Origin of the sequence: Streptomyces sp. NPDC047853, assembly GCF_043204535.1 — a bacterium.
Classification (GTDB): domain Bacteria; phylum Actinomycetota; class Actinomycetes; order Streptomycetales; family Streptomycetaceae; genus Streptomyces.
In genome coordinates, this window is the sequence record NZ_JBIDCI010000002.1 from 74,359 (window position 1) to 93,523 (window position 19,165).

Consider the following 19,165-nt stretch of genomic DNA (forward strand, 5'->3'; position numbering starts at 1 on the left):
GTACGGGGGGGGGGGGGGGGGGGGGGGGGGGGGGGGGGGGGGGGGGGGGGGCGGGGGGGGCGGGGGGGGGGGGGGGGGGGGGGGGGGGGCGGGGGCCCCCCCCCCCCCCCCCCCCCCACCGCTCAGGAGGTGTGCCGGACGGCGTTGGCCAGGATCGCGTCGCGCATGTAGGCGGCGAGGCCCTGCTTGGCGGCGTCGATGTTTCGCGTGAAACGTTCGTCCGAGACGTACATGTCGCCCAGGCAGGTGTGCATCTCGTACCCGCAGTCGTAGTGGTTGCGGGCGATTCCCAGCCGGTGGTCCTCGGCGGCGTCCATCGCCCCCTCGGAGTCGGCGGGCTCACCGGCGTCCATCAGGGCGACGAAGCGCCGGGTGAGTTCGTCGGCCTCGTCCTGGATGCGCTGCCAGTCCTCCTTGGTGTACGAGGCGGTCTTCTGCTGCGACTGGCGGTAGGCGTCGGTGTCGCCCCAGCGCTCGCGCACCTCCTCCTGGTGCTCGTCGGGATCGAAGTCGCCGAAGACCTCGAACTTCTCCTCGGGCGTGAGGTTGATGCCCATGCTGCGTGCCTCCAAGGCGTGCTCCACGGCCGCCGCCATCTTCTGCAGCTTCTCGATCCGGGCGGACAGCAGCTCGTGCTGGCGGCGCAGGTGTGCGCGCGGGTCCGCGGCCGGGTCGTCCAGCAGGGCGGCGACCTCGTCGAGCGGGAAGCCCAGCTCCCGGTAGAACAGGATCTGCTGCAGCCGGTCGAGGTCGCCGTCGCCGTAGCGCCGGTGGCCCGCGTGGCTGCGCTCGCTGGGTACGAGCAGGCCGATGTCGTCGTAGTGGTGCAGGGTGCGCACCGTCACTCCGGCGAAGCCGGCGACCTGTCCCACGGAGTAGCTCACTTCCGCTCCTTTCTCTGACGCCCTCCACGCTGCCTCCTCACGTGACGTGAGGTGCAAGCCCGCATGCGGGGGCCGGGCCCCGGACCTACCGTCGACTGCATGCCATTGCACCAGGTGCCCCCCACGCCCCACGACGGCGACCGTGACCGGCGCCGGCTCGCCGTCAACCCGTTCCACGGGGCGACGAACCCGCTCGGCGGCATGACCGAGGCCCCGCCGGCCCACCGGCTGCCCGACTCCCCGCTGCCCCCGGAGACGGCGTACCGGCTCGTCCACGACGAGCTGATGCTGGACGGCAACGCACGCCTCAACCTGGCCACCTTCGTCACCACCTGGATGGAGCCGCAGGCCGGGGTGCTGATGGGCGAGTGCCGGGACAAGAACATGATCGACAAGGACGAGTACCCGCGCACCGCCGAGCTGGAGCGGCGCTGCGTGGCGATGCTCGCCGACCTGTGGCACGCGCCCGACCCCGCGGCGGTGGTGGGCTGCTCCACGACCGGGTCGAGCGAGGCCTGCATGCTGGCCGGGATGGCCCTGAAGCGGCGGTGGGCGCTGCGCAACGCCGACCGGTACCCGGCGAGGGACGTGCGGCCCAACCTGGTCATGGGCGTGAACGTCCAGGTCTGCTGGGAGAAGTTCTGCACCTTCTGGGAGGTGGAGGCCCGGCAGGTCCCCATGGAGGGCGACCGCTTCCACCTGGACCCGCAGGCCGCCGCCGCACTCTGCGACGAGAACACCATCGGGGTCGTCGGCATCCTCGGCTCCACCTTCGACGGCTCCTACGAGCCGGTCGCCGATCTCTGCGCGGCCCTGGACGCCCTCCAGGAGCGCACCGGGCTCGACATCCCGGTGCACGTCGACGGCGCGTCCGGGGCCATGGTCGCGCCCTTCCTGGACGAGGACCTGGTGTGGGACTTCCGGCTGCCGCGGGTCGCCTCCATCAACACCTCGGGGCACAAGTACGGCCTGGTCTACCCCGGTGTCGGCTGGGCGCTGTGGCGGGACGCGAACGCGCTGCCCGAGGAGCTGGTCTTCCGGGTCAACTACCTGGGCGGCGACATGCCGACCTTCGCGCTGAACTTCTCCCGGCCCGGCGCGCAGGTGGTCGCGCAGTACTACACGTTCCTGCGGCTGGGCCGGGAGGGCTACCGGGCGGTGCAGCAGGCCTCGCGCGACATCGCGCGCGGGATCGCCGAGCGCGTGGAGGCGCTCGGCGACTTCCGGCTGCTGACGCGCGGCGACGAGTTGCCGGTGTTCGCCTTCACGACGGCCGACGACGTGACGGCGTACGACGTGTTCGACGTCTCGCGGCGGCTGCGGGAGGGCGGCTGGCTGGTGCCGGCGTACACCTTCCCGCCGCACCGCGAGGACCTGTCGGTGCTGCGCGTGGTGTGCCGCAACGGCTTCTCGGCCGACATGGCCGACCTGCTGGTGGAGGAGCTGGAGCGGCTGCTGCCGGAGCTGCGGCGGCAGCCGCACCCGCTGACCCGGGACAAGGGGGCGGCGACCGGGTTCCACCACTGAGCCCTGCCTAGCGGCTGAGTCGCGCGAACCTCCGTACCGCCAGGGGGAAGAAGACCGCGAGCAGGGCCAGCGGCCAGGCGAGGGCCGCCCACACGTGGCCGGGCTCCCCGCCGGGGCCACCGAACAGGTCGCGTACGGCGGTGGCGGTCTGGGACATCGGGTTCCACTGGACGACCGTGCCCAGCCAGCCCGGCATGGACTGAGGGGTGGCGAAGGCGTTGGAGAGGAAGCCGACCGGCCAGACCAGGATCTGCACCGCCGTCACCAGCTCCGGTTTCCCGGCCACCAGGGCCAGGAAGATGCCGATCCACAGCATCGCGAACCGGAAGAGGAGCAGCAGGCCGACCGCGCCCAGGAAGGCGCCGGGGCCGCCGTGGGTCCGCCAGCCGAGCGCGTGGCCGACCCCGACGAGCACCGTGAGCCCGAGCGCCGACTGGAGCATGTCGGCGGCCGACCGGCCCACCAGGACCGCGCCGTTGGTCATGGGGAGGGAGCGGAAGCGGTCGACGACCCCCTTGTTGAGGTCCTGGGTGACGGCGATCATCGTGCCCTCCAGGCCGAAGGCCATGGTGAGCGCCAGCATCCCGGGGACCAGGTAGTCGACGTAGTCGCCGCTCACCCCGCGGCCGCCGCCGACGAGGTAGCCGAACATCAGCAGCAGCATGACCGGGAAGACCAGGTTGACGACGACGGCGACCGGCTGCCGTCCCCAGCGGGCCAGCTCGCGCCGCGTCATGGTCCACGAGTCGGTGAGGGCGTACGCCAGGGGGCCGGCGCCGGTGGTCGTGACGGTGCCCGTGCTCACGCTGTCTCCTTCGTGCGGTCGGTGAGGTGCAGGAACACCTCGTCCAGGGTCGGGCGGCGCAGGGCGATGTCCTCCGCCTCGATGCCGGCCTCCTCCAACGCCCGTACGACGCCGGAGAGCGCCGCCATGCGGTCGGTGACCGGGGCGCTGACCAGCCGGCGGTCGGTGTCGACGCGGACACCGGTGAGCGGCAGCAGGGCGACGGCCGCGCCCAGGTGTCCGGCGTCGCGCAGGACCACGTCGACGCGGTCGCCGCCGGTGGCCGCCTTCAGTTCGTCCGCCGTGCCGTCGGCGACGACCCGGCCGGCGTCGACGACCGAGATGCGGTCGGCGAGCTGGTCGGCCTCCTCCAGGTACTGGGTGGTGAGCAGGACCGTCGTGCCGCCCCCGACCAGGGAGCGGACGGAGGCCCACACCTCGGCGCGGCCCCGCGGGTCGAGGCCCGTGGTGGGTTCGTCCAGGAAGAGGACCTCCGGTTCGGTGATGAGGGACGCGGCGAGGTCCAGGCGGCGCCGCATGCCGCCGCTGTAGGCGCTGACCGGTTTGCGTCCGGTGTCGCCGAGGTCGAAACGGGCGAGCAGTTCGTCGGCACGCGCGCGTGCCCGCCGGGCGCCCAGGTGGTGGAGGCGGCCGAACATCTCCAGGTTCTGCCGGCCGCCCAGCTCCTCGTCCAGCGCCGCGTGCTGCCCGAGCAGGCCGATGCGCAGCCGTACGGCGTACGCGTCGGTGACCACGTCGTGTCCGGCCACCTCGACCCGGCCGGCATCGGGGCGCAGCAGGGTGGAGAGGATCCGGACCAGCGTCGTCTTGCCCGCGCCGTTGGGCCCCAGCACCCCGTGCACCGTGCCGCGGGCGACCGTCAGGTCGAGCCCGTCCAGCGCCTTCTTGCCGCCGTCCTTCTTGCCGCCGTCCTTGGTGCCGCCGTACTTCTTGCGTGCCCCTTCGACGGTGATCGCCGCGTCGGCCACTGACACTCCTCGTTTAGTCAAACTTGACTACTGACCCGCGGAGCGTATGCCCGCCTCCCGGCTTAGTCAAACTTGATTAGTCGCGGTCTCCCGGATGCGGTTCCGGCGTCGCGAACGGGTTCTCCTCGCCCTCGCCGAGGACGCCGACGAACGGCTCGCCCTCACCGGCGAACGTGTACGCACCGCCTCGGATGCGCTCGATCAGCGCGCGGGTCCACTCGGCGCCGGTGTCGGCGGAGTGCACCCACAGGTTCATGATCTCGCCGATGTGGCCGAGCTGCCCGGGGCCGTCCTCGGGGGTGTAGTACTCGGTGACGGACGTGCGCCAGGTCTGGATGGCCCGGACCCGTTCCTCCAGCAGCTCCAACACCTCCTCGCGTGCCAGGTCGACCATCAGGCCGAGTCCGGCGGCGAGCACGTCCGGCTTCTGGTCGTAGGCGGTGAGGGACGCGCGCAGGAGGCCGAAGAACTCCTCGGTGCCCTTCTCCGTGATCTCGTACTCCGTGCGGGGCGGCCCGCCGGCGGTCGACGGGGCGATCTCGTGCGCGTGCAGCAGGCCCTGCTTGGCCATCTGCTTCAGCGCGTGGTAGATCGAGCCGGGCTTGGCGTTGGACCACTCGTGCGCGCCCCAGAACTCCAGGTCGTTGCGGACCTGGTAGCCGTGGGCCCGCCCGTGCTGGCGGACCGCGCCCAGCACCAGGAGACGGATCACTGACATACGGTCCAGGTTAGGCGGGCGCGTCCTGCTCCCTCGCCACCAGGTCCCAGGCCGAGGCGCCGTCCAACGACTCGCGGACGATGTCGGCGTGGCCGGCGTGCCGGGCCGTCTCGCGGATCAGCGTCAGGCACAGCCACCGCATGGAGACGCGCTCGTCCGGCGGGAACCAGGGAGCCTTCGGCAGCGGGAAGGTGTCGTCGAGGCTGGGCACCTCCCGGATGAAGGCCTCCGTCTCGGCGGCGACCCTCTCCCAGTACGCCAGCTGCGAGGCCACCGTCTCGTCCCCCACCAGGACGAAGCACTCGTGCCAGTTCGACTCGTCCCGCTCGACGGCCGGCGGCACCTGCCGGGCGCGGGCGACCCACCCCTGCTCGACCTCGGCGACGTGCTTGATCAGCCCGGCCAGGGACAGTTCACTGGCGCTCGGCCGGGACGACGCCTGCTCGTCGGTCAGCCCCAGCACCGACCGGCGGATACCGCCGCGCTGCTCCGCCAGGAAGGACAGCAGCGCTCCGCGCTCGTCGCCCTGCGCTTCGGGTCGCACGTGAGTGACCATGACCGGCCGCCTTTCGTCGGACGGGGGCTTCCCCCCTGACACCGAGAAAGCTACGGGCCCTTGCGGTCAGCCTCTGTCCGCAAGGGCCCGACACGGGTGCCGGAACTAGAACGGGAAGCCGCTCCGCCCGTGCTGCACCGAGATCCACTTCTGGGTGGTGAAGGCGTCCAGCATGGTGTCGCCGTTCAGGCGGCCGAGACCGGAGTGCTTCTCCCCGCCGAAGGGCACGATCGGCTCGTCGTGCACGGTCCCGTCGTTCACGTGGAACATGCCGGCGTCGATCCGCCTGGCGAAGGCGACGCCGCGCTCGATGTCACCGGTGTGCACGGCGCCGCTCAGCCCGTACGGCGTGTCGTTGACGAGGCGGACGGCCTCCTCCTCGCCGTCGAACGGGACGAGGAAGGCGACCGGGCCGAAGACCTCCTGCCGCAGGAGCGCCGAGTCGGCGGGCAGGTCGGTGAGGACCGACGGGGTGACGAGGTTGTCGGTGGTGGTGCCGCGCAGCAGGGCGGTGGCGCCCTCGGCGAGGGCCTGCTCGACGATGCCCGACAGGGCGTCCGCCTGCGAGGAGTTGATCACGGGGCCGATGACGGTCGACGGATCGCGCGGGTCACCGGCCTTGAGGGTCTGGACCTTGGCGACGAACTTCTCGGTGAACTCCTCGGCCACCGACCGGTCGACCAGGACGCGGTTCGCGGCCATGCAGACCTGGCCCTGGTGCACGTAGCGGCTGAAGACGGCGGCGTCGACGGCGTAGTCGAGGTCGGCGTCGTCGAGGACGACGAGGGCGCTGTTGCCGCCGAGTTCCAGGATGGAGCGCTTGAAGTGCGCGGCGCAGACGGTCGCGACGTGGCGGCCGACCTTGTCCGAGCCGGTGAAGGAGATCACCTTCGGGACCGGGTGCTCCAGGAAGGCGTCGCCGATCTCCGCGATGTCGGTGACCACGACGTTGAGCAGCCCGCCCGGCAGGCCGGCCTCCTCGAAGAGCTTCGCGACCAGCGTGCCGCCGACGATCGGCGTGTTCTGGTGCGGCTTGAGGACGACGGCGTTGCCGAGGGCGAGGGCCGGGGCGACCGATTTCAGGGAGAGGAGGAAGGGGAAGTTGAAGGGGCTGATGACGCCCACGACGCCCACCGGCACCCGGTAGACGCGGTTCTCCTTGCCGTCGACCGGCGAGGGGATGATCCGGCCCTCGGGGCGCAGCGCCAGGTGGATCGCCTCGCGCAGGAACTCCTTGGCGAGGTGCAGCTCGAAGGCGGCCTTCAGGCGGGTGCCGCCCAGCTCGGCGATGATCGCCTCGCTGATCTCCGCCTCGTGGTCCTCGACGAGCCGCAGCACCTTCTCGAACACCGCGCGGCGCGCGTACGGGTTCGTCGCGGCCCACTGCTTCTGCGCCCGCTCGGCCGCCCGGTACGCCGTGTCGACCTCGTCGACCGTGGCTATGGTGATCGAGGCCAGCTTCTCGTTGTCGTACGGGTTGAAGTCGATGATGTCCCAGGAGCCGGTGCCCGGGCGCCACTCGCCGTCGATGTACTGCTGGGCGAGGTCGGTGAAGTACGACGACATGTGTACCCTCAATCCCCTAGCTGCCGCAGCCTCCGCGGCCTCGCGACCACCGCGGGCCGGCCGCCTCTGATGAGGCGTCATCGTACTTGTGTTTCAGGGGAGTTGTTCAGATGAGCTGAAGCAGTCCCCGGAGAAGGTCACGGCTCTCGTCGGGCCCCGGACTGTCCTGCTGGAGCTCCTTCAGCGCCGTCTCGTACTGGGTGACGTCCTCGCGCTTGTCGAGGTACAGCGCGCTGGTGAGCTGCTCCAGGTAGACGACGTCCGAGAGGTCGGACTCGGGGAAGCTGAGGATCGTGAACGCGCCACTTTCACCGGAGTGGCCGCCGAAGCCGAACGGCATGACCTGAAGCCGCACATTCGGGCGTTCGGACATCTCGATCAGGTGCTGGAGCTGCCCGCGCATCACCCCGCGGTCCCCGTACGGACGGCGCAGCGCGGCCTCGTCGAGGACGATGTGGAACTCGGGCGCGCTCTCGGCGACGAGGTGCTTCTGCCGCTCCAGGCGCAGCGCGACGCGCCGCTCGACGTCCGCCTCGCTCGCGCCCTTCATCCCGCGCCGGACGACCGCGCGGGCGTACTCCTCGGTCTGCAGCAGACCGTGCACGAACTGCACCTCGTAGACCCGGATCAGCGAGGCGGCGCCCTCCAGGCCGACATAGGTGGGGAACCAGCTGGGCAGCACGTCGGAGTAACTGTGCCACCAGCCCGCGACGTTGGCCTCCTTGGCCAGGGAGAGCAGGGAGGCGCGCTCGTGCTCGTCCGTGATGCCGTACAACGTCAGCAGGTCCTCGACGTCCCTCGTCTTGAAGCTCACCCGGCCCAACTCCATCCGGCTGATCTTCGACTCCGAGGCGCGGATCGAGTAGCCCGCCGCCTCTCGCGTGATCCCCCGCGTCTCACGCAGTCGCCTGAGTTGTGATCCGAGCAGCATGCGCCGCACCACCGATCCGGGCTCTCCCGCGCTCACGTTCGCCAGCCTCCCCAACCGTCTTCAGGGGCCGAAGTCTGCCACTAAAACACTTCGAGCAGTACTCGTCCGGTTACGGAAACGGAATCGAGCCGAAGGAAAAGATCAGGATCATGCAGGGAGTGGTCCGAAAGCAGCCACCGAACGCGGTGAAGGAGAGGCGAAGATGACGGAAAATTTGACCAACAAGCGGTACGGGCAGGTCCATTTCGGTCACGTGCACGTGCATCTGCCCTTGCATCTGCGGTACGCATCCGAAACCATGGTCCCGCACCACCGCGCCGCATCGCTATGACCGCGAACTCCCGGGAGTGCCTCGCATGGGGACGAATGGATCGACCATGCTCGAGCCGTTACGGCAGGGCCTTCCGCCACTCGACCCCGCAGCCGTCTCCAACGCCGCCTCCTGTTCCCTGCCGCCCCGCTACGACGCGGTGCGCGAGGCACGGGGATTCACCCGCAGGACGCTCGACGGCTGGGACACGGGCGACCGCTTCGACGACGTCTGCCTGGTGGTCTCCGAACTCGTCACCAACGCCCTGCGCCATGCGCTGCCGGCCGACACCCCGCGACACGGGGAGCAGAACGGACCCGTCCGGCTGCACCTGATGCGCTGGTCCGACCGGCTCGTGTGCGCGGTGCGCGACCCCAGTCACGACAGCCCGGTGGCCCGTGCGACGGACGACTTCTCGGCGGAGTCGGGCCGCGGCCTGTTCCTCGTCGACTCCTTCAGCGACAGCTGGGGCTGGCACCCGCTCGCGGGGACGCTCAACGGCAAGGTGGTGTGGGCCCTGTTCCGGCTCCAGCGCCCGGGCGACCACACGGACCGGTGCTACGGGTGACGCGTGCCCCAAGGGTTTGACGTGCCACGGGTCTACGCGCGTCGGTGGCGCCGGGGCGGGTGCCGCGCCCGCCGCGGGCGCACCCCGTGGTCGCGCGTGCGCCGGTACCGCGCGGGTCAGCTCACGACGAGGTGGTCGAACTCGCCGTCCTTGACGCCCAGCAGCATGGCCTCGATCTCGGCGCGCGTGTAGACCAGCGCGGGCCCGTCGGGGAAGCGGCTGTTGCGCATGGCCACGCCACCGTCGGGCAGCCGCGCGAACTCCACGCAGGAGCCCTGCGAGTTGCTGTGGCGACTCTTCTGCCAGGCCACGTCGTGCAGCTGCGTGGCGGCCATGCCGTTGTACACGCCGGACGCGTCGTCAACGTCGTACACGTCGTGGTCCACAGGTCGCTCCCCGGTGGTGCACTGGCTGATGTGGCCATAGATGCAGTGGTAACTGATCCGGATCATAACCCCGTTCACGTGCAGATGCATGAGCAAATGCACGTGCACGCGCGGTGTTCCTGCGGTTACAGCTTTGACGGGTGCTTTACCGAAAGCCCTTGCCCTCTTGGACGCCTGCCCCGGCAAAGACGTTCCCGCGTATGCCCACGGATTCGAAGAAAATGCACCTACATGCAACAACACCGGGGGCCGCTCGGCGGAGCGACCCCCCGGTACGAGGTGGGTGAGCGGCGTGCGGGACGGTCAGCGCGCGGCGTACGGCAGCAGGGCCATCTCGCGCGCGTTCCTGATCGCCCTGGCCAGCTGCCGCTGCTGCCGGGCCGTCACGCGGGTGACGCGCCGGCCGCGGATCCTGCCGCGGTCGGAGACGAACTTCCGCAGCAGGTCGGTGTCCTTGTAGTCGATGTACGTCACTCCTGCCTGGTCGAGCGGGTTGGGCCGCTGCGCGGCGGGCTTCCGGTCGCTCTTGCGGGGCACGGGGTCAGACCTCCAGGAGGGTGTCGAAGGCCGACGGCAGGCGCCGCCAGGCGGCCTGGCCGGCCGCGTACTCGGCGTCGGTCAGCAGACAGCTCTCCAGAAGCCGTTCCAGGCCGTCGCGGTCGAGGCCGGGGGACGTGAAGACCAGGTGCTGGCAGCGGTCCCCGTGCTCGGGGTGCCAGTCGATCGCGGCGGCCGCGCGACGCACGGGCGGGACCAGGTCCCAGGCGGCGTCCGGGAGCGACGCGAGCCAGGGTCCCGCGCCCTCCACGCACAGGGCACCGCCGGCGGCGTCCCAGTGCAGCAGCGTGTCCGCCTTGTCGGCGAGCCAGAACCGGCCCCGGCTGCGGGCGGCGGCGCACGTCAGGTCCTCCAGCGCCGCGTACAGCCGTTCCGGGTGGAAGGGGCGGCGCCGGTCCCACACGAGAGTGGTGACGCCGTGCGCGTCGGCCTCGGCGGGCAGCAGGGCACAGGCCGGGTGCTGGGCGGCCGCCGCGGCCTCCACGTCGAAGCCGGCGAGCGCCGCTCGGGCCAGCGGGGAGGAGGCGGGGGGTGCCGGGTGCGGGGACCGCGCCGGGGCGGCAGGGGGCGTACGCGCCGGGTCGTCGGGGCCGATGGGCACGCGGTGGGCCGTCGGGTGCAGTTGGGCCAGCAGCTCACGGTCCTCGTCGTCGGCCTCCGGGGAGTCGGCGAGGGCCAGGACGGGCGCGTACTCCAGCTGCCGCGCGAAGGTGTCCGCGACGGTGCGCCGGTCGGTGGCCGCGGCGGCGAGGCCACCCCCGGCCAGGTCGTCGCCGTTGCCCAGGTACGGCAGCACCAGGGCCGGGTCGACAGCGGTGATCACGCCGGTGACGGTGAAGCCGCCGGCCGTCACCACCTCCGCCATCGCCTTGGGCTCGACGGAGTCCCACAGCTCGACGACCGCCAGCGGGGTACCTCCGGCGTCCGCGAGTCGCTCCAGCTCGGGGACGAGGTCCTCGCGCAGGGCGCAGCAGGCGCAGTCGTTGACCAGGGGCGCCTCGCCGGCGGAGCGGACGCCGGTGGCGTCCCGCACGGTCCGTACGACCGTTCCCGCGGTGGCCGTCGCCAGGTCGTGGTGGAGGGCGAGGCTGCCGGGCACGTCGGCCAGCAGCCGGGCCACGGCCGCCCTGCGCGCGTCGGCGTGCAGGCCGCCGACGACGACCACCGGCAGCCGCACCGACGGGCTCATGCCCCGCCCCGCTTCCCGTACCGCCGCTCGAAGCGCTCCACGCGGCCCGCGGTGTCCAGCACGCGTGCGGTGCCGGTGTAGAAGGGGTGGCTGACGTCGGAGATCTCGACGTCGACCACGGGGTGGGTGTGGCCGTCCTCCCACTCGACGGTGCGCTCACTCGTCATGGTGGACCGGGTGAGGAAGGCGTGGCCGGCGGCGCGGTCGCGGAAGACGACCGGGCGGTACTCGGGGTGGATTCCCTTGCGCACGGCGGATCAGCGCTCCTCTCGGAAGTCGACGTGGCGACCGGCGACCGGGTCGTACTTGCGCAGGGTCAGCCGGTCCGGGTCGTTGCGGCGGTTCTTGCGGGTGACGTAGGTGAAACCGGTCCCGGCGGTGGACCGGAGTCTGATGACCGGACGGAGTTCGTTGCGTGCCATGCTGCTACCTTACTGAAAATGACTTCCATTAGCATCTAGGACCGTCCCGGTCCGAAGGAGAGGTACGTCACCGTGTCCGCCCACTGCATGCTGACCGGCACCCGGCCGGGTTTCGGCAACCGCATCTCCCACTCCCACCGGCGGACCTCCCGCCGTTTCGACCCCAACATCCAGACCAAGCGCTACTGGCTGGAGAGCGAGAGCCGGCACGTGCGGCTGCGGCTGAGCACGAAGGCGATCAGGACCGTCGACGCGATCGGCGTCGAGGCGGCCGTGGCACGTATCCGCGCGCGGGGGGTCAGGGTCTGATGGCGAAGAAGAGCAAGATCGTGAAGAACCGGCAGCGGCAGGAGACCGTCGAGCGGTACGCCGCGCGCCGGGCCGAGCTGAAGGAGATCGTCCGCCGGCCGTCCACCACGGAGGCCGAACGGCTGGCCGCCCAACGGGAACTGCGCGGCCAACCCCGCGACGCCGGCCGCACGCGCGTGCGCAACCGCGACCAGGTCGACGGGCGCCCGCGCGGGTACTTCCGCGTCTTCGGGCTGTCCCGGGTGAACCTGCGCGAGCAGGCACACGCCGGGCATCTCCCGGGAGTGCGCAAGTCGTCCTGGTAGCTTGCGGCTGTCTTGGGCCGAACCGGCCGTCCGGCTACAGCTTGGAGCTTCCGGTGACACTGGCTACTGCGGAGAGCACGGCGAACGCGAGGGACGCGGCGAACACGGCCGGCGCGGCCGTGAGTCCGGCCGTGAGTCCATCGGAGGGGCACGGGTGGGGGCCGCGGGCGCGGCGCCGGGGGTCCGTGCGGGCCGCGGTCGTGGCCCTCGGCCTGGTGGGCACGCTGGCGCTGACGGCGTGCACCGGCGGTGGCGAGGACGGCGACGGTGGCAGCTCGGCCACCGGTGGCCCGGGGGGCGGCGGTGGCGGCGAGGGCGGCGACAAGTCCTCTTCCGCGGCCAGCGGTTCCGCGAGTGCGGACCCGGGCGGCGGCACCGGTGGCGGGTCGCCGTCCGCCGCCGGTGAACTGGAGGGCAGTTGGCTCGCCACCACCGACGGTCAGGCGGTCGCGCTGATGGTCACCGGTGACAAGGCCGCCCTCTTCGCCACCGGCGGGACCGTGTGCAGCGGCACCACCGGTGAGGACGCCGGGACCCGGACGATCCGCCTCAAGTGCGCCCCCGGCGGCGACGACCGGGCGACCGGCACGGTCGAGTCGGTCGACGGGACCTCGCTCAAGGTCGTCTGGCAGGGCGGGGTCGGCGCGGAGACGTACACCAAATCCGAGGGCGGAACAGTGCCTCCGGGGCTGCCGACGGCCGCTCTCGGCTCCTGAACGCCCGCCCAACTCCAGCGAAGGAACGTCACCCGTGCGCACCACCCGGCCCGTCGAGTCCACCGGCCCCGCCCAGCCCATCAGGTCCACCACCACCGCCGCCGCCGTCCTCGCCGCGGCGCTCCTCCTGACCGCCTGCGACGACGGCGGGAGCGGTGGTGACGCCGGCGGCAGCGGCAGCGGTACGGACGACCGCGCCGGCGCCGCCTGCCGCATCGCCGAGGTGGGTGTGGGGATCGAACCGAGCCCCGCGCCGGCCGCGGGGGACACGGGCACCGTCGCGGTGACCCTCACCAACCGCGGCCCGGCCTGCGTCCTGCACGGCTTCCCCACCGTGCGCCTGGACGCGGGCGACACGTCGGTGCCGGTCCCGCGGGACGAGGCGGCCACCCCCCAGCGGCTGACCCTCGACGAGCAGGGCACGGCGTCCTTCACGGTCTCCTACGTACGGGGAGGGACCGACGGCACCGACGGTACCGATGGCCTCACCGTGCGCGCGGCGGAGTTCGCCCTGCCGGACGACGCCTCCCCCCACCGTTTCCCCTGGTCGTACGGCACCGTCGCGACGAGGGGCGAGGGTCAGCCGAACGCCACGGTGGGGGCGTTCCAGCGCGCCGGCGACTGAGCAGGACCGCGCACGCGGCCCCCGCCGGGCGGCGCAGCTCGCCGGCCTGCCTGAGCAGGGCCGCGCCCCCGCCCGCCGGGCGACGACACCACGGCCCGACCCGCCAGGACCCGCCCGGACCCGCCAGGACCCGCCCGGGCCCGGCGACGCCTAGGACAGCGGGCGTCGGCGGTCGACCCGGGCGTGGTCGGCCGCGCGGGTGCCCTCCGTCCAGCCCGCCGCGTCGGCGGCGCCGCGCAGACGGGTCGTGGTCGTCTCCGGGAACATGCGCTCCAGACGGTCGGTGACCGCGACCTCGCGGGAGGCGAGGACCGGCAGGAGGTCCACGTCCGTCGCCGTACCGGCCCCTGCGGTGGCCGCCTCCGCCGCGGCCCGCAGCCGGGTGCCCGCGCGGTGGGCGTAGGCGGCGAGGAACGACTGCCGGAAGGTCTTGGTCCGCTTGCGCCCGCCCGCACGCTGGGCAGCCTCCGCCTTCGCCATCGCGCCCTCGGCCTGTACGAGCAGCGAGGTGTAGAGGAGTTCGACCACCTCCAGGTCGGCCTCGAAGCCGACGACGGTGGAGAAGCCGAGGGGTTCGTTCCACACCGCCCGGCAGTGGTTGGCGTCGGCCACCGCGTCCAGCAGCACCGCCTTGGCCTGCTCGTACGGAGGCTCCACCCCGATCCGGCAGGCGCCCGGCGCGTCGGGTGCCTGCGCGTGGGCCGCCAGCAGGGCCTCGTCGACGCTGTGCCGGGCCATCAGCTCCTGCGCCTTGGCGCTGAGCGCCTCCGCCTCCTCCGGGTACCCGGTCGCCTCCGCCTTGGCGAGCAGTGCCCGGATGCGGGCGAGGGCACGGGACTCCGGCCGGTGCTCCCTGTGGGGCGCCTTCCCCGGCAGCCCGGCCTCCAGCGGCTCCAGCGCGGGCAGCCGCAGCAGCAGGCGGTACAGCTCCAGTACGGCGGTGGCGTGCGCGAAGCGGTCGGTGCGGGCCGGCACCTCCTCAGGCAGGGCGGCGAGCTGCGCCGCCCAGCGGGGGCCGCGTGCGCGGTCGTGCGGCGCCTGGGCGCGGATCAGGGCGGCGACCAGGCGTACGTGGACGTCCTCCCGTTCGCGCCGCACGATGCGTACGAGGTCGGCGGGCTGCCAGCCGCGCCGCCAGGCCGTGGCCACGAACTCCGCACCGCGCCGGCCCAGTTCCGCGTCGGCTCCCGGGTCGGCCGCGAGCAGCGAGGCGGCGGCGTCGAGGGTGTCGGCGGTGTCGTCGTACAGGGCGGTCTCGAAGGCACGGTCGACGGTGCTGGGCGTACTCACCCGGCGATGGTGCCATGGGCAGACACCCGGGAGGGCACCCGGGAACCACTGTCAACCGCGGGTTGACACCCTTAGGTGCGCAACCTACGGTTGACACATGGCGACGAACCCGAGCATCACGTCATCCGTACGTCTCGACGAACTCATCACCGCGATCAAGAAGGCGCACGCGGAGCCCTTGGAACAGCTCCAGGACGCCGTCATCGCCGGAGACCACCTCGGCGAGGTGGCCGATCACCTCATCGGCCACTTCGTGGACCAGGCCCGGCGTTCGGGCGCGTCCTGGACGGAGATCGGCAAGAGCATGGGCGTGACCCGGCAGGCGGCGCAGAAGCGCTTCGTGCCGAAGGAGTCGGCCGACCTGGACCCGAGCCAGGGCTTCGAGCGCTACACCCCCCGCGCCCGCAACGCGGTCATGGCCGCCCACACCGCGGCCAAGGCGGCCGGCGCCACCGAGGGCCTGCCGGAGCACCTCGTCCTCGGCCTGATCACCGAGCGGGAGAGCCTCTCCGCCAAGGCGATCGCCGCGCAGGGCGTGACCCTCGACGCGGTCCGCGAGGCGGCGTCCGCGGCGCTGCCGCCCGCCTCCGCCGAGGTCCCGGAGCTGGTGCCCTACGGCCCCGCGGCGAAGAAGGTCCTCGAACTCACCTTCCGCGAGGCCCTGCGCCTCGGCCACAACTACGTCGGCACCGAGCACATCCTGCTGGCCCTGCTGGAGCACGAGCACGGCGAGGGGGTGCTCAGCGGCCTCGGCCTCGACAAGGAGGCCGCGGAACGGTACATCACCGAGGTGCTGGCGCAGTTCCTGGCCGCGAACGAGGAGCAGGAGCCCGACGGGGACCGGGCCTGACCCACCTCGGGGCCCGACCCACCTCGACCCCGGCACCCGTGCCGGTCCCCTCACGCAGGCCACGACACCGGCACGGGCGGGGCACCGGCACCCAAGCTGGGACAACCGGGTCGCCCGCCGCACCCGGGGCCGATGTCAGTCCCTGCTGCGACACTCGCGACATGGCCGACCGGTGGGCACTCGCCGTGGCCGAGGACGGCGGCGTGGACGTCGCCCCCCTCGGCCCCGACGGGCTGCCCGCCGGACCGGCGCGGCGCGAGCCCGGCCCGGCGCAGGCCGTCCGAGCCCGGCCGGACGTCAGTCGCTGGGTGTGGCGTGCCACCGCCGAGGTCTACCCGCACCTGCTCGCCGCGGGAGTGCGGGCCGAGCGGTGCTACGACGTGGAGGCCGCCGAGAACCTCCTGCTCGGCCACGAGGGGCGGTACGGGGAGCCGCGTTCGGCCGCGGCGGCCCTGGCCCGGCTGCGCGGCGGCCCGGTACCGCCCGATCCGCCGCAGCGGTCCGCCGAGCCGGGCGCCCAGTCCCCGCTCTTCGAACCGCGGGGCGCCCACCTCCCCCTCGACGACCTGCTGGCGGTCTACGCCGAGCAGCAGCACCGCCACGACCGGTCCGCCCACCCCGACCGCCTCCGGCTGCTGACCGCGGCCGAGTCCGCGGGAATGCTGGTGGCCGCCGAGATGAACCGCGCGGGGCTGCCCTGGCGGACCGACGTGCACCGCGAGGTCCTGCACGACCTCCTCGGCGAGCGGTACGCGGGCGGGGGCGAGCCGCGCCGCCTGGCCGAGCTGGCCGACGAGGTGTCCGCGGCGTTCGGCCGCCGGGTTCGGCCGGACCTGCCCGCGGACGTCGTCAAGGCGTTCGCGCAGGCCGGGATCAAGGTCGGTTCCACCCGCCGGTGGGAGATCGAGTCGGTCGACCATCCGGCCGTGAAGCCACTGGTCGAGTACAAGAAGCTGTACCGCATCTGGGTCGCCCACGGCTGGTCCTGGCTGCAGGACTGGGTGCGCGACGGACGGTTCCGCCCCGAGTTCCTGGCCGGCGGCACCGTCACCGGACGCTGGGTGACCAACGGCGGCGGCGGTCTGCAGATCCCCAAGGTCATCCGGCGGGCCGTCGTCGCCGACCCGGGCTGGCGGCTGGTCGTCGCCGACGCCGACCAGATGGAACCGCGCGTACTGGCGGCGATCTCCCGGGACCCCGGCCTGATGGAGGTGGCCGGCCGCGAGAGCGACCTCTACCAGTCGGTGTCCGACCGCGCCTTCTCCGGCGACCGTGCCCAGGCCAAACTCGCCGTGCTCGGCGCGGTCTACGGCCAGACCTCCGGCGACGGCCTGAAGAACCTCGCCGCGCTCAGACGCCGCTTCCCCCGAGCCGTGGCGTACGTCGACGACGCGGCCCGTGCGGGCGAGGAGGGGCGCCTCGTACGGACCTGGCTGGGCCGCACCTGCCCGCCGGCCGCCGGAGCGGCCGACGGCACCGAGGAGGGGGGCATGCCGCAGGACGACCCCTCCGACACCCCGGTCCCCGCGCGGGAGTGGGCGCCCGGCTACGCCTCGACCGACGCCCGCGCGCGGGGCCGCTTCGCCCGCAACTTCGTCGTCCAGGGCAGCGCCGCCGACTGGGCCCTCCTCCTGCTCGCCGCGCTGCGGCAGGCCTGCGCCGACAAGGCCGCGGAGCTGGTGTTCTTCCAGCACGACGAGGTGATCGTGCACTGTCCGCGGGAAGAGGCCGACGACATCGTCGCGGCGATCCGTGACGCGGCGGAGCTGGCGGGCCGCCTGACCTTCGGTCCGACGCCGGTACGGTTCCCGTTCACCACGGCGGTGGTGGAGTGCTACGCGGACGCGAAGTGAGCGGGGCCGCCGCAGAAGGAGTGTGCAGGACCACCGGCGCGCGTCCTTCCGGGCCGCTCAGAGGACGGGCGGCCGCCCCAGCCGGGTGAGCCGCACCACGGTGCGCCAGCTCATCGGCCGCCGCTCCCCCGCCGGTTTGCGCAGCCCCTCCACGAACCCGCCGAACCAGGCCCGCAGCCCGCCGAGCGACCGGTTCCGCGCCAACGTCAGCAGCATCCACACGCCGAGATGGACCGGGATGAGCGGCAGCGGCAGCCGACGCCGGGCCAGCCACACCCGGTTGCGGGCGTTGACCCGGAAGTAGATGGCGTGCCGCGCGGGCGAGGTCTTCGGGTGCTGGAGCAGCAGCTCGGGGGCGTACAGGATCCGCCAGCCGGCGTCGGCAGCCCGCCAGGCCAGGTCGGTCTCCTCGTGCGCGAAGAAGAACTCGGCGGGCCAGTCCCCGACCTCGTCGAGCATCGCCGTCCGCAGCGCGTGCCCGCCGCCCAGGAAACCGGTGACGTACCCGCCCCGCAGGGGGTCGGAGGCGCCGACCCGGGGGACGTGCCGCTGCTGGGTCTCCCCGTTCTCGTCGGCGATCCGGAAACCGACGATGCCGAGCCGGTCGTCGGCGGCGAACAACTCCCCGACCCGGCGCAGCACATCGGCGTCGACGAGCAGACCGTCGTCGTCCAGCTCCACGACCACGTCGATGTCACCGAACTCCCGCAGCCGTGCCAGCGCCACGTTCCGCCCGCCGGGGCAGCCGAGGTTCTCGTCCACCTCGATCGACGTGACCTCACCGGGCAGCGACAGCCTCGCGGCGAACTCGGGCAGGGGGCAGCCGTTGCCGACGATCACGATCCGCGCGGGCGGGGCGTCCTGCTTGGCGACGGACTCCAACAGCGCGTCGACCTCGGCGGGCCGATTCCCCATGGTCACCACGGCAACGGCGACCCTCGGTGCTCCCGCGTCCTCGCCCATGCCCTCACCTCGTCCCGGCCGACAACCGTGTCCGCGATGCTAGCCGTACACCACGCCGATCCACGGCGTACGACCATCGGCGCTCCGGCGGTTTCGCCGCACTGGCCGTGTCCGACGACGCGGTGGCCGCCTGGATGCCGGCCGGGCCCAGGGGTAGAAGAAATACCCCAAGAGGCGGACCACAGGGGGTAGTTCGGGTGGCAAAAGCGCCAGAGCACGGACCTCACGGCAGTCACGGGCACGGGCACGGGCACGGGATGATCATGCGCACGTCCGGACTGCTCCTCCTGACGGCGGGCGTGGGCTTCGCCATCGGCGTCCTCACCGTCGGCGGTGAGCGCCGGTGGTGGTCCGGGACCGCCGTCGCGGTGATCGCATCCGTCGTCGTGGCGGTCGCGATCGCCGTGATGTGGCGAGGCGAGGGCAACCGGACTCGCCGCTTCGGCCTGAGCGCCGGTCAGCTCCTCCACCTCGCCCGACAGGTACGACGTGGGACACCCCCCACCGACCCCGCCGCACGGCCGGCGGTACTGGAGATCCTCGGACGGCAGCGCCGGGCCCTGACCTTCCAGCGACGGAAGGGCTACCGCCACTTGCGAGGATGCCTGCTCGTCCTGTTCTCACTGCTGGCCGTCGTCCAGCTCACGTCCGGCTCGTACGGCTCCGGAGCCCTGACACTGCTCTGGCTCCTGCTCGTCCTCCTGGGCCCCCTCATGCTCCGCAGGCAGGAGCGCCGACTCGACGCCGCGGAACGGTCACTCGGTCTCACCCCGGACGCACCCACGCACCGACCGACGCTCCCGCGCCCCCGAGGACCCCGAACATCAGAAAACCCCGAGTCAGCGGAGAACTGACCCGGGGTCCAA

23 protein-coding genes are annotated in these 19,165 nt (G+C 72.7%); 9 read left to right on the top strand and 14 right to left on the bottom strand.

Annotated elements, in window-relative coordinates:
* Positions 1-122 precede the first annotated feature (122 nt).
* Entirely contained in the window at positions 123-884 is a 762-nt protein-coding gene (locus ACGF5T_RS04280; RefSeq protein ID WP_356602138.1) for a MerR family transcriptional regulator, read from the bottom strand.
* 99 nt (positions 885-983) lie between these two features.
* On the opposite strand from ACGF5T_RS04280, the gene ACGF5T_RS04285 reads away from it, so the two are divergent.
* Positions 984-2,411, top strand: a complete 1,428-nt coding sequence (locus ACGF5T_RS04285; protein WP_366766436.1) for a glutamate decarboxylase — start codon at positions 984-986, stop codon at positions 2,409-2,411.
* A 7-nt stretch (positions 2,412-2,418) separates the two neighbouring features.
* Here ACGF5T_RS04285 and ACGF5T_RS04290 read toward each other — a convergent pair whose 3' ends face one another.
* From ACGF5T_RS04290 to ACGF5T_RS04315, 6 genes are all read right to left on the bottom strand, one after another.
* The gene (locus ACGF5T_RS04290; RefSeq protein WP_361012141.1) at positions 2,419-3,147 is read right to left on the bottom strand and encodes an ABC transporter permease; all 729 of its coding nucleotides are present in this window, start codon (positions 3,145-3,147) and stop codon (positions 2,419-2,421) included.
* Between the two features lie 65 nt (positions 3,148-3,212).
* Complete coding sequence (locus ACGF5T_RS04295; RefSeq protein WP_361011800.1) at positions 3,213-4,184, bottom strand: ATP-binding cassette domain-containing protein; 972 nt, start codon at positions 4,182-4,184, stop codon at positions 3,213-3,215.
* A gap of 76 nt (positions 4,185-4,260) precedes the next feature.
* Positions 4,261-4,902 (bottom strand): PadR family transcriptional regulator, encoded by a 642-nt coding sequence (locus ACGF5T_RS04300; RefSeq protein WP_356602144.1) that lies wholly within the window; start codon positions 4,900-4,902, stop codon positions 4,261-4,263.
* A 10-nt stretch (positions 4,903-4,912) separates the two neighbouring features.
* On the bottom strand, positions 4,913-5,458 hold the full coding sequence (locus ACGF5T_RS04305; RefSeq protein WP_356602146.1) for a DinB family protein: 546 nt from the start codon (positions 5,456-5,458) through the stop codon (positions 4,913-4,915).
* 105 nt (positions 5,459-5,563) lie between these two features.
* Positions 5,564-7,024, bottom strand: coding sequence for an aldehyde dehydrogenase family protein (locus ACGF5T_RS04310; protein WP_361011805.1), 1,461 nt, complete (start codon positions 7,022-7,024; stop codon positions 5,564-5,566).
* Between the two features lie 106 nt (positions 7,025-7,130).
* On the bottom strand, positions 7,131-7,955 hold the full coding sequence (locus tag ACGF5T_RS04315; protein WP_356602977.1) for a helix-turn-helix transcriptional regulator: 825 nt from the start codon (positions 7,953-7,955) through the stop codon (positions 7,131-7,133).
* Between the two features lie 356 nt (positions 7,956-8,311).
* Between ACGF5T_RS04315 and ACGF5T_RS04320 the strand changes: the two genes are divergently transcribed.
* Complete coding sequence (locus ACGF5T_RS04320) at positions 8,312-8,833, top strand: ATP-binding protein (protein ID WP_392886832.1); 522 nt, start codon at positions 8,312-8,314, stop codon at positions 8,831-8,833.
* 116 nt (positions 8,834-8,949) lie between these two features.
* On the opposite strand, the gene ACGF5T_RS04325 is transcribed toward ACGF5T_RS04320, so the two are convergent.
* From ACGF5T_RS04325 to rpmG, 5 genes are all read right to left on the bottom strand, one after another.
* Positions 8,950-9,219: a DUF397 domain-containing protein gene (locus tag ACGF5T_RS04325; protein ID WP_356602151.1), complete on the bottom strand. Its 270-nt coding sequence runs from the start codon at positions 9,217-9,219 to the stop codon at positions 8,950-8,952.
* A gap of 303 nt (positions 9,220-9,522) precedes the next feature.
* Entirely contained in the window at positions 9,523-9,756 is a 234-nt protein-coding gene (gene rpsR, locus ACGF5T_RS04330; RefSeq protein ID WP_356602153.1) for a 30S ribosomal protein S18, read from the bottom strand.
* Positions 9,757-9,760: 4 nt separating this feature from the next.
* The gene (locus ACGF5T_RS04335; protein WP_366766438.1) at positions 9,761-10,966 is read right to left on the bottom strand and encodes a GTP-binding protein; all 1,206 of its coding nucleotides are present in this window, start codon (positions 10,964-10,966) and stop codon (positions 9,761-9,763) included.
* Positions 10,963-11,217, bottom strand: coding sequence for a type B 50S ribosomal protein L31 (locus ACGF5T_RS04340; RefSeq protein ID WP_366766439.1), 255 nt, complete (start codon positions 11,215-11,217; stop codon positions 10,963-10,965). Before ACGF5T_RS04340 ends, ACGF5T_RS04335 begins: the two co-directional genes overlap by 4 nt.
* Positions 11,218-11,223: 6 nt before the next feature.
* Positions 11,224-11,388 carry a 50S ribosomal protein L33 gene (rpmG, locus tag ACGF5T_RS04345; protein WP_063482661.1) on the bottom strand — a complete coding sequence of 55 codons (165 nt, stop codon included), beginning with the start codon at positions 11,386-11,388 and terminating at the stop codon, positions 11,224-11,226.
* A 72-nt stretch (positions 11,389-11,460) separates the two neighbouring features.
* On the opposite strand from rpmG, the gene rpmB reads away from it, so the two are divergent.
* The 4 genes from rpmB (at position 11,461) to ACGF5T_RS04365 (ending at position 13,343) form a co-directional block, all read left to right on the top strand.
* Complete coding sequence (gene rpmB, locus ACGF5T_RS04350; RefSeq protein WP_356602159.1) at positions 11,461-11,697, top strand: 50S ribosomal protein L28; 237 nt, start codon at positions 11,461-11,463, stop codon at positions 11,695-11,697.
* Complete coding sequence (gene rpsN, locus ACGF5T_RS04355) at positions 11,697-12,002, top strand: 30S ribosomal protein S14 (protein ID WP_356602161.1); 306 nt, start codon at positions 11,697-11,699, stop codon at positions 12,000-12,002. The genes rpmB and rpsN overlap by 1 nt, the downstream gene beginning before the upstream one ends.
* A gap of 185 nt (positions 12,003-12,187) precedes the next feature.
* The gene (locus ACGF5T_RS04360) at positions 12,188-12,718 is read left to right on the top strand and encodes a hypothetical protein (RefSeq protein ID WP_366766523.1); all 531 of its coding nucleotides are present in this window, start codon (positions 12,188-12,190) and stop codon (positions 12,716-12,718) included.
* Positions 12,719-12,752: 34 nt separating this feature from the next.
* Positions 12,753-13,343 carry a DUF4232 domain-containing protein gene (locus ACGF5T_RS04365; protein ID WP_366766440.1) on the top strand — a complete coding sequence of 197 codons (591 nt, stop codon included), beginning with the start codon at positions 12,753-12,755 and terminating at the stop codon, positions 13,341-13,343.
* Between the two features lie 150 nt (positions 13,344-13,493).
* Here the strand turns inward: ACGF5T_RS04365 and ACGF5T_RS04370 are convergent, their stop codons facing one another.
* Entirely contained in the window at positions 13,494-14,633 is a 1,140-nt protein-coding gene (locus tag ACGF5T_RS04370) for a DUF2786 domain-containing protein (RefSeq protein ID WP_366766441.1), read from the bottom strand.
* 97 nt (positions 14,634-14,730) lie between these two features.
* Here ACGF5T_RS04370 and ACGF5T_RS04375 point away from each other — a divergent pair, with 97 nt between their 5' ends.
* Positions 14,731-15,483 (top strand): Clp protease N-terminal domain-containing protein, encoded by a 753-nt coding sequence (locus tag ACGF5T_RS04375; RefSeq protein ID WP_366766442.1) that lies wholly within the window; start codon positions 14,731-14,733, stop codon positions 15,481-15,483.
* Positions 15,484-15,644: 161 nt separating this feature from the next.
* Positions 15,645-17,336 (top strand): bifunctional 3'-5' exonuclease/DNA polymerase, encoded by a 1,692-nt coding sequence (locus ACGF5T_RS04380; protein ID WP_366766443.1) that lies wholly within the window; start codon positions 15,645-15,647, stop codon positions 17,334-17,336.
* Positions 17,337-17,393: 57 nt separating this feature from the next.
* Here the strand turns inward: ACGF5T_RS04380 and ACGF5T_RS04385 are convergent, their stop codons facing one another.
* Positions 17,394-18,299, bottom strand: coding sequence for a glycosyltransferase (locus ACGF5T_RS04385; RefSeq protein WP_361011828.1), 906 nt, complete (start codon positions 18,297-18,299; stop codon positions 17,394-17,396).
* Between the two features lie 263 nt (positions 18,300-18,562).
* Between ACGF5T_RS04385 and ACGF5T_RS04390 the strand changes: the two genes are divergently transcribed.
* A complete protein-coding gene (locus ACGF5T_RS04390) occupies positions 18,563-19,153 on the top strand; it encodes a hypothetical protein (protein ID WP_366766444.1) in 591 nt (196 codons plus the stop codon).
* Positions 19,154-19,165: the final 12 nt, after the last annotated feature.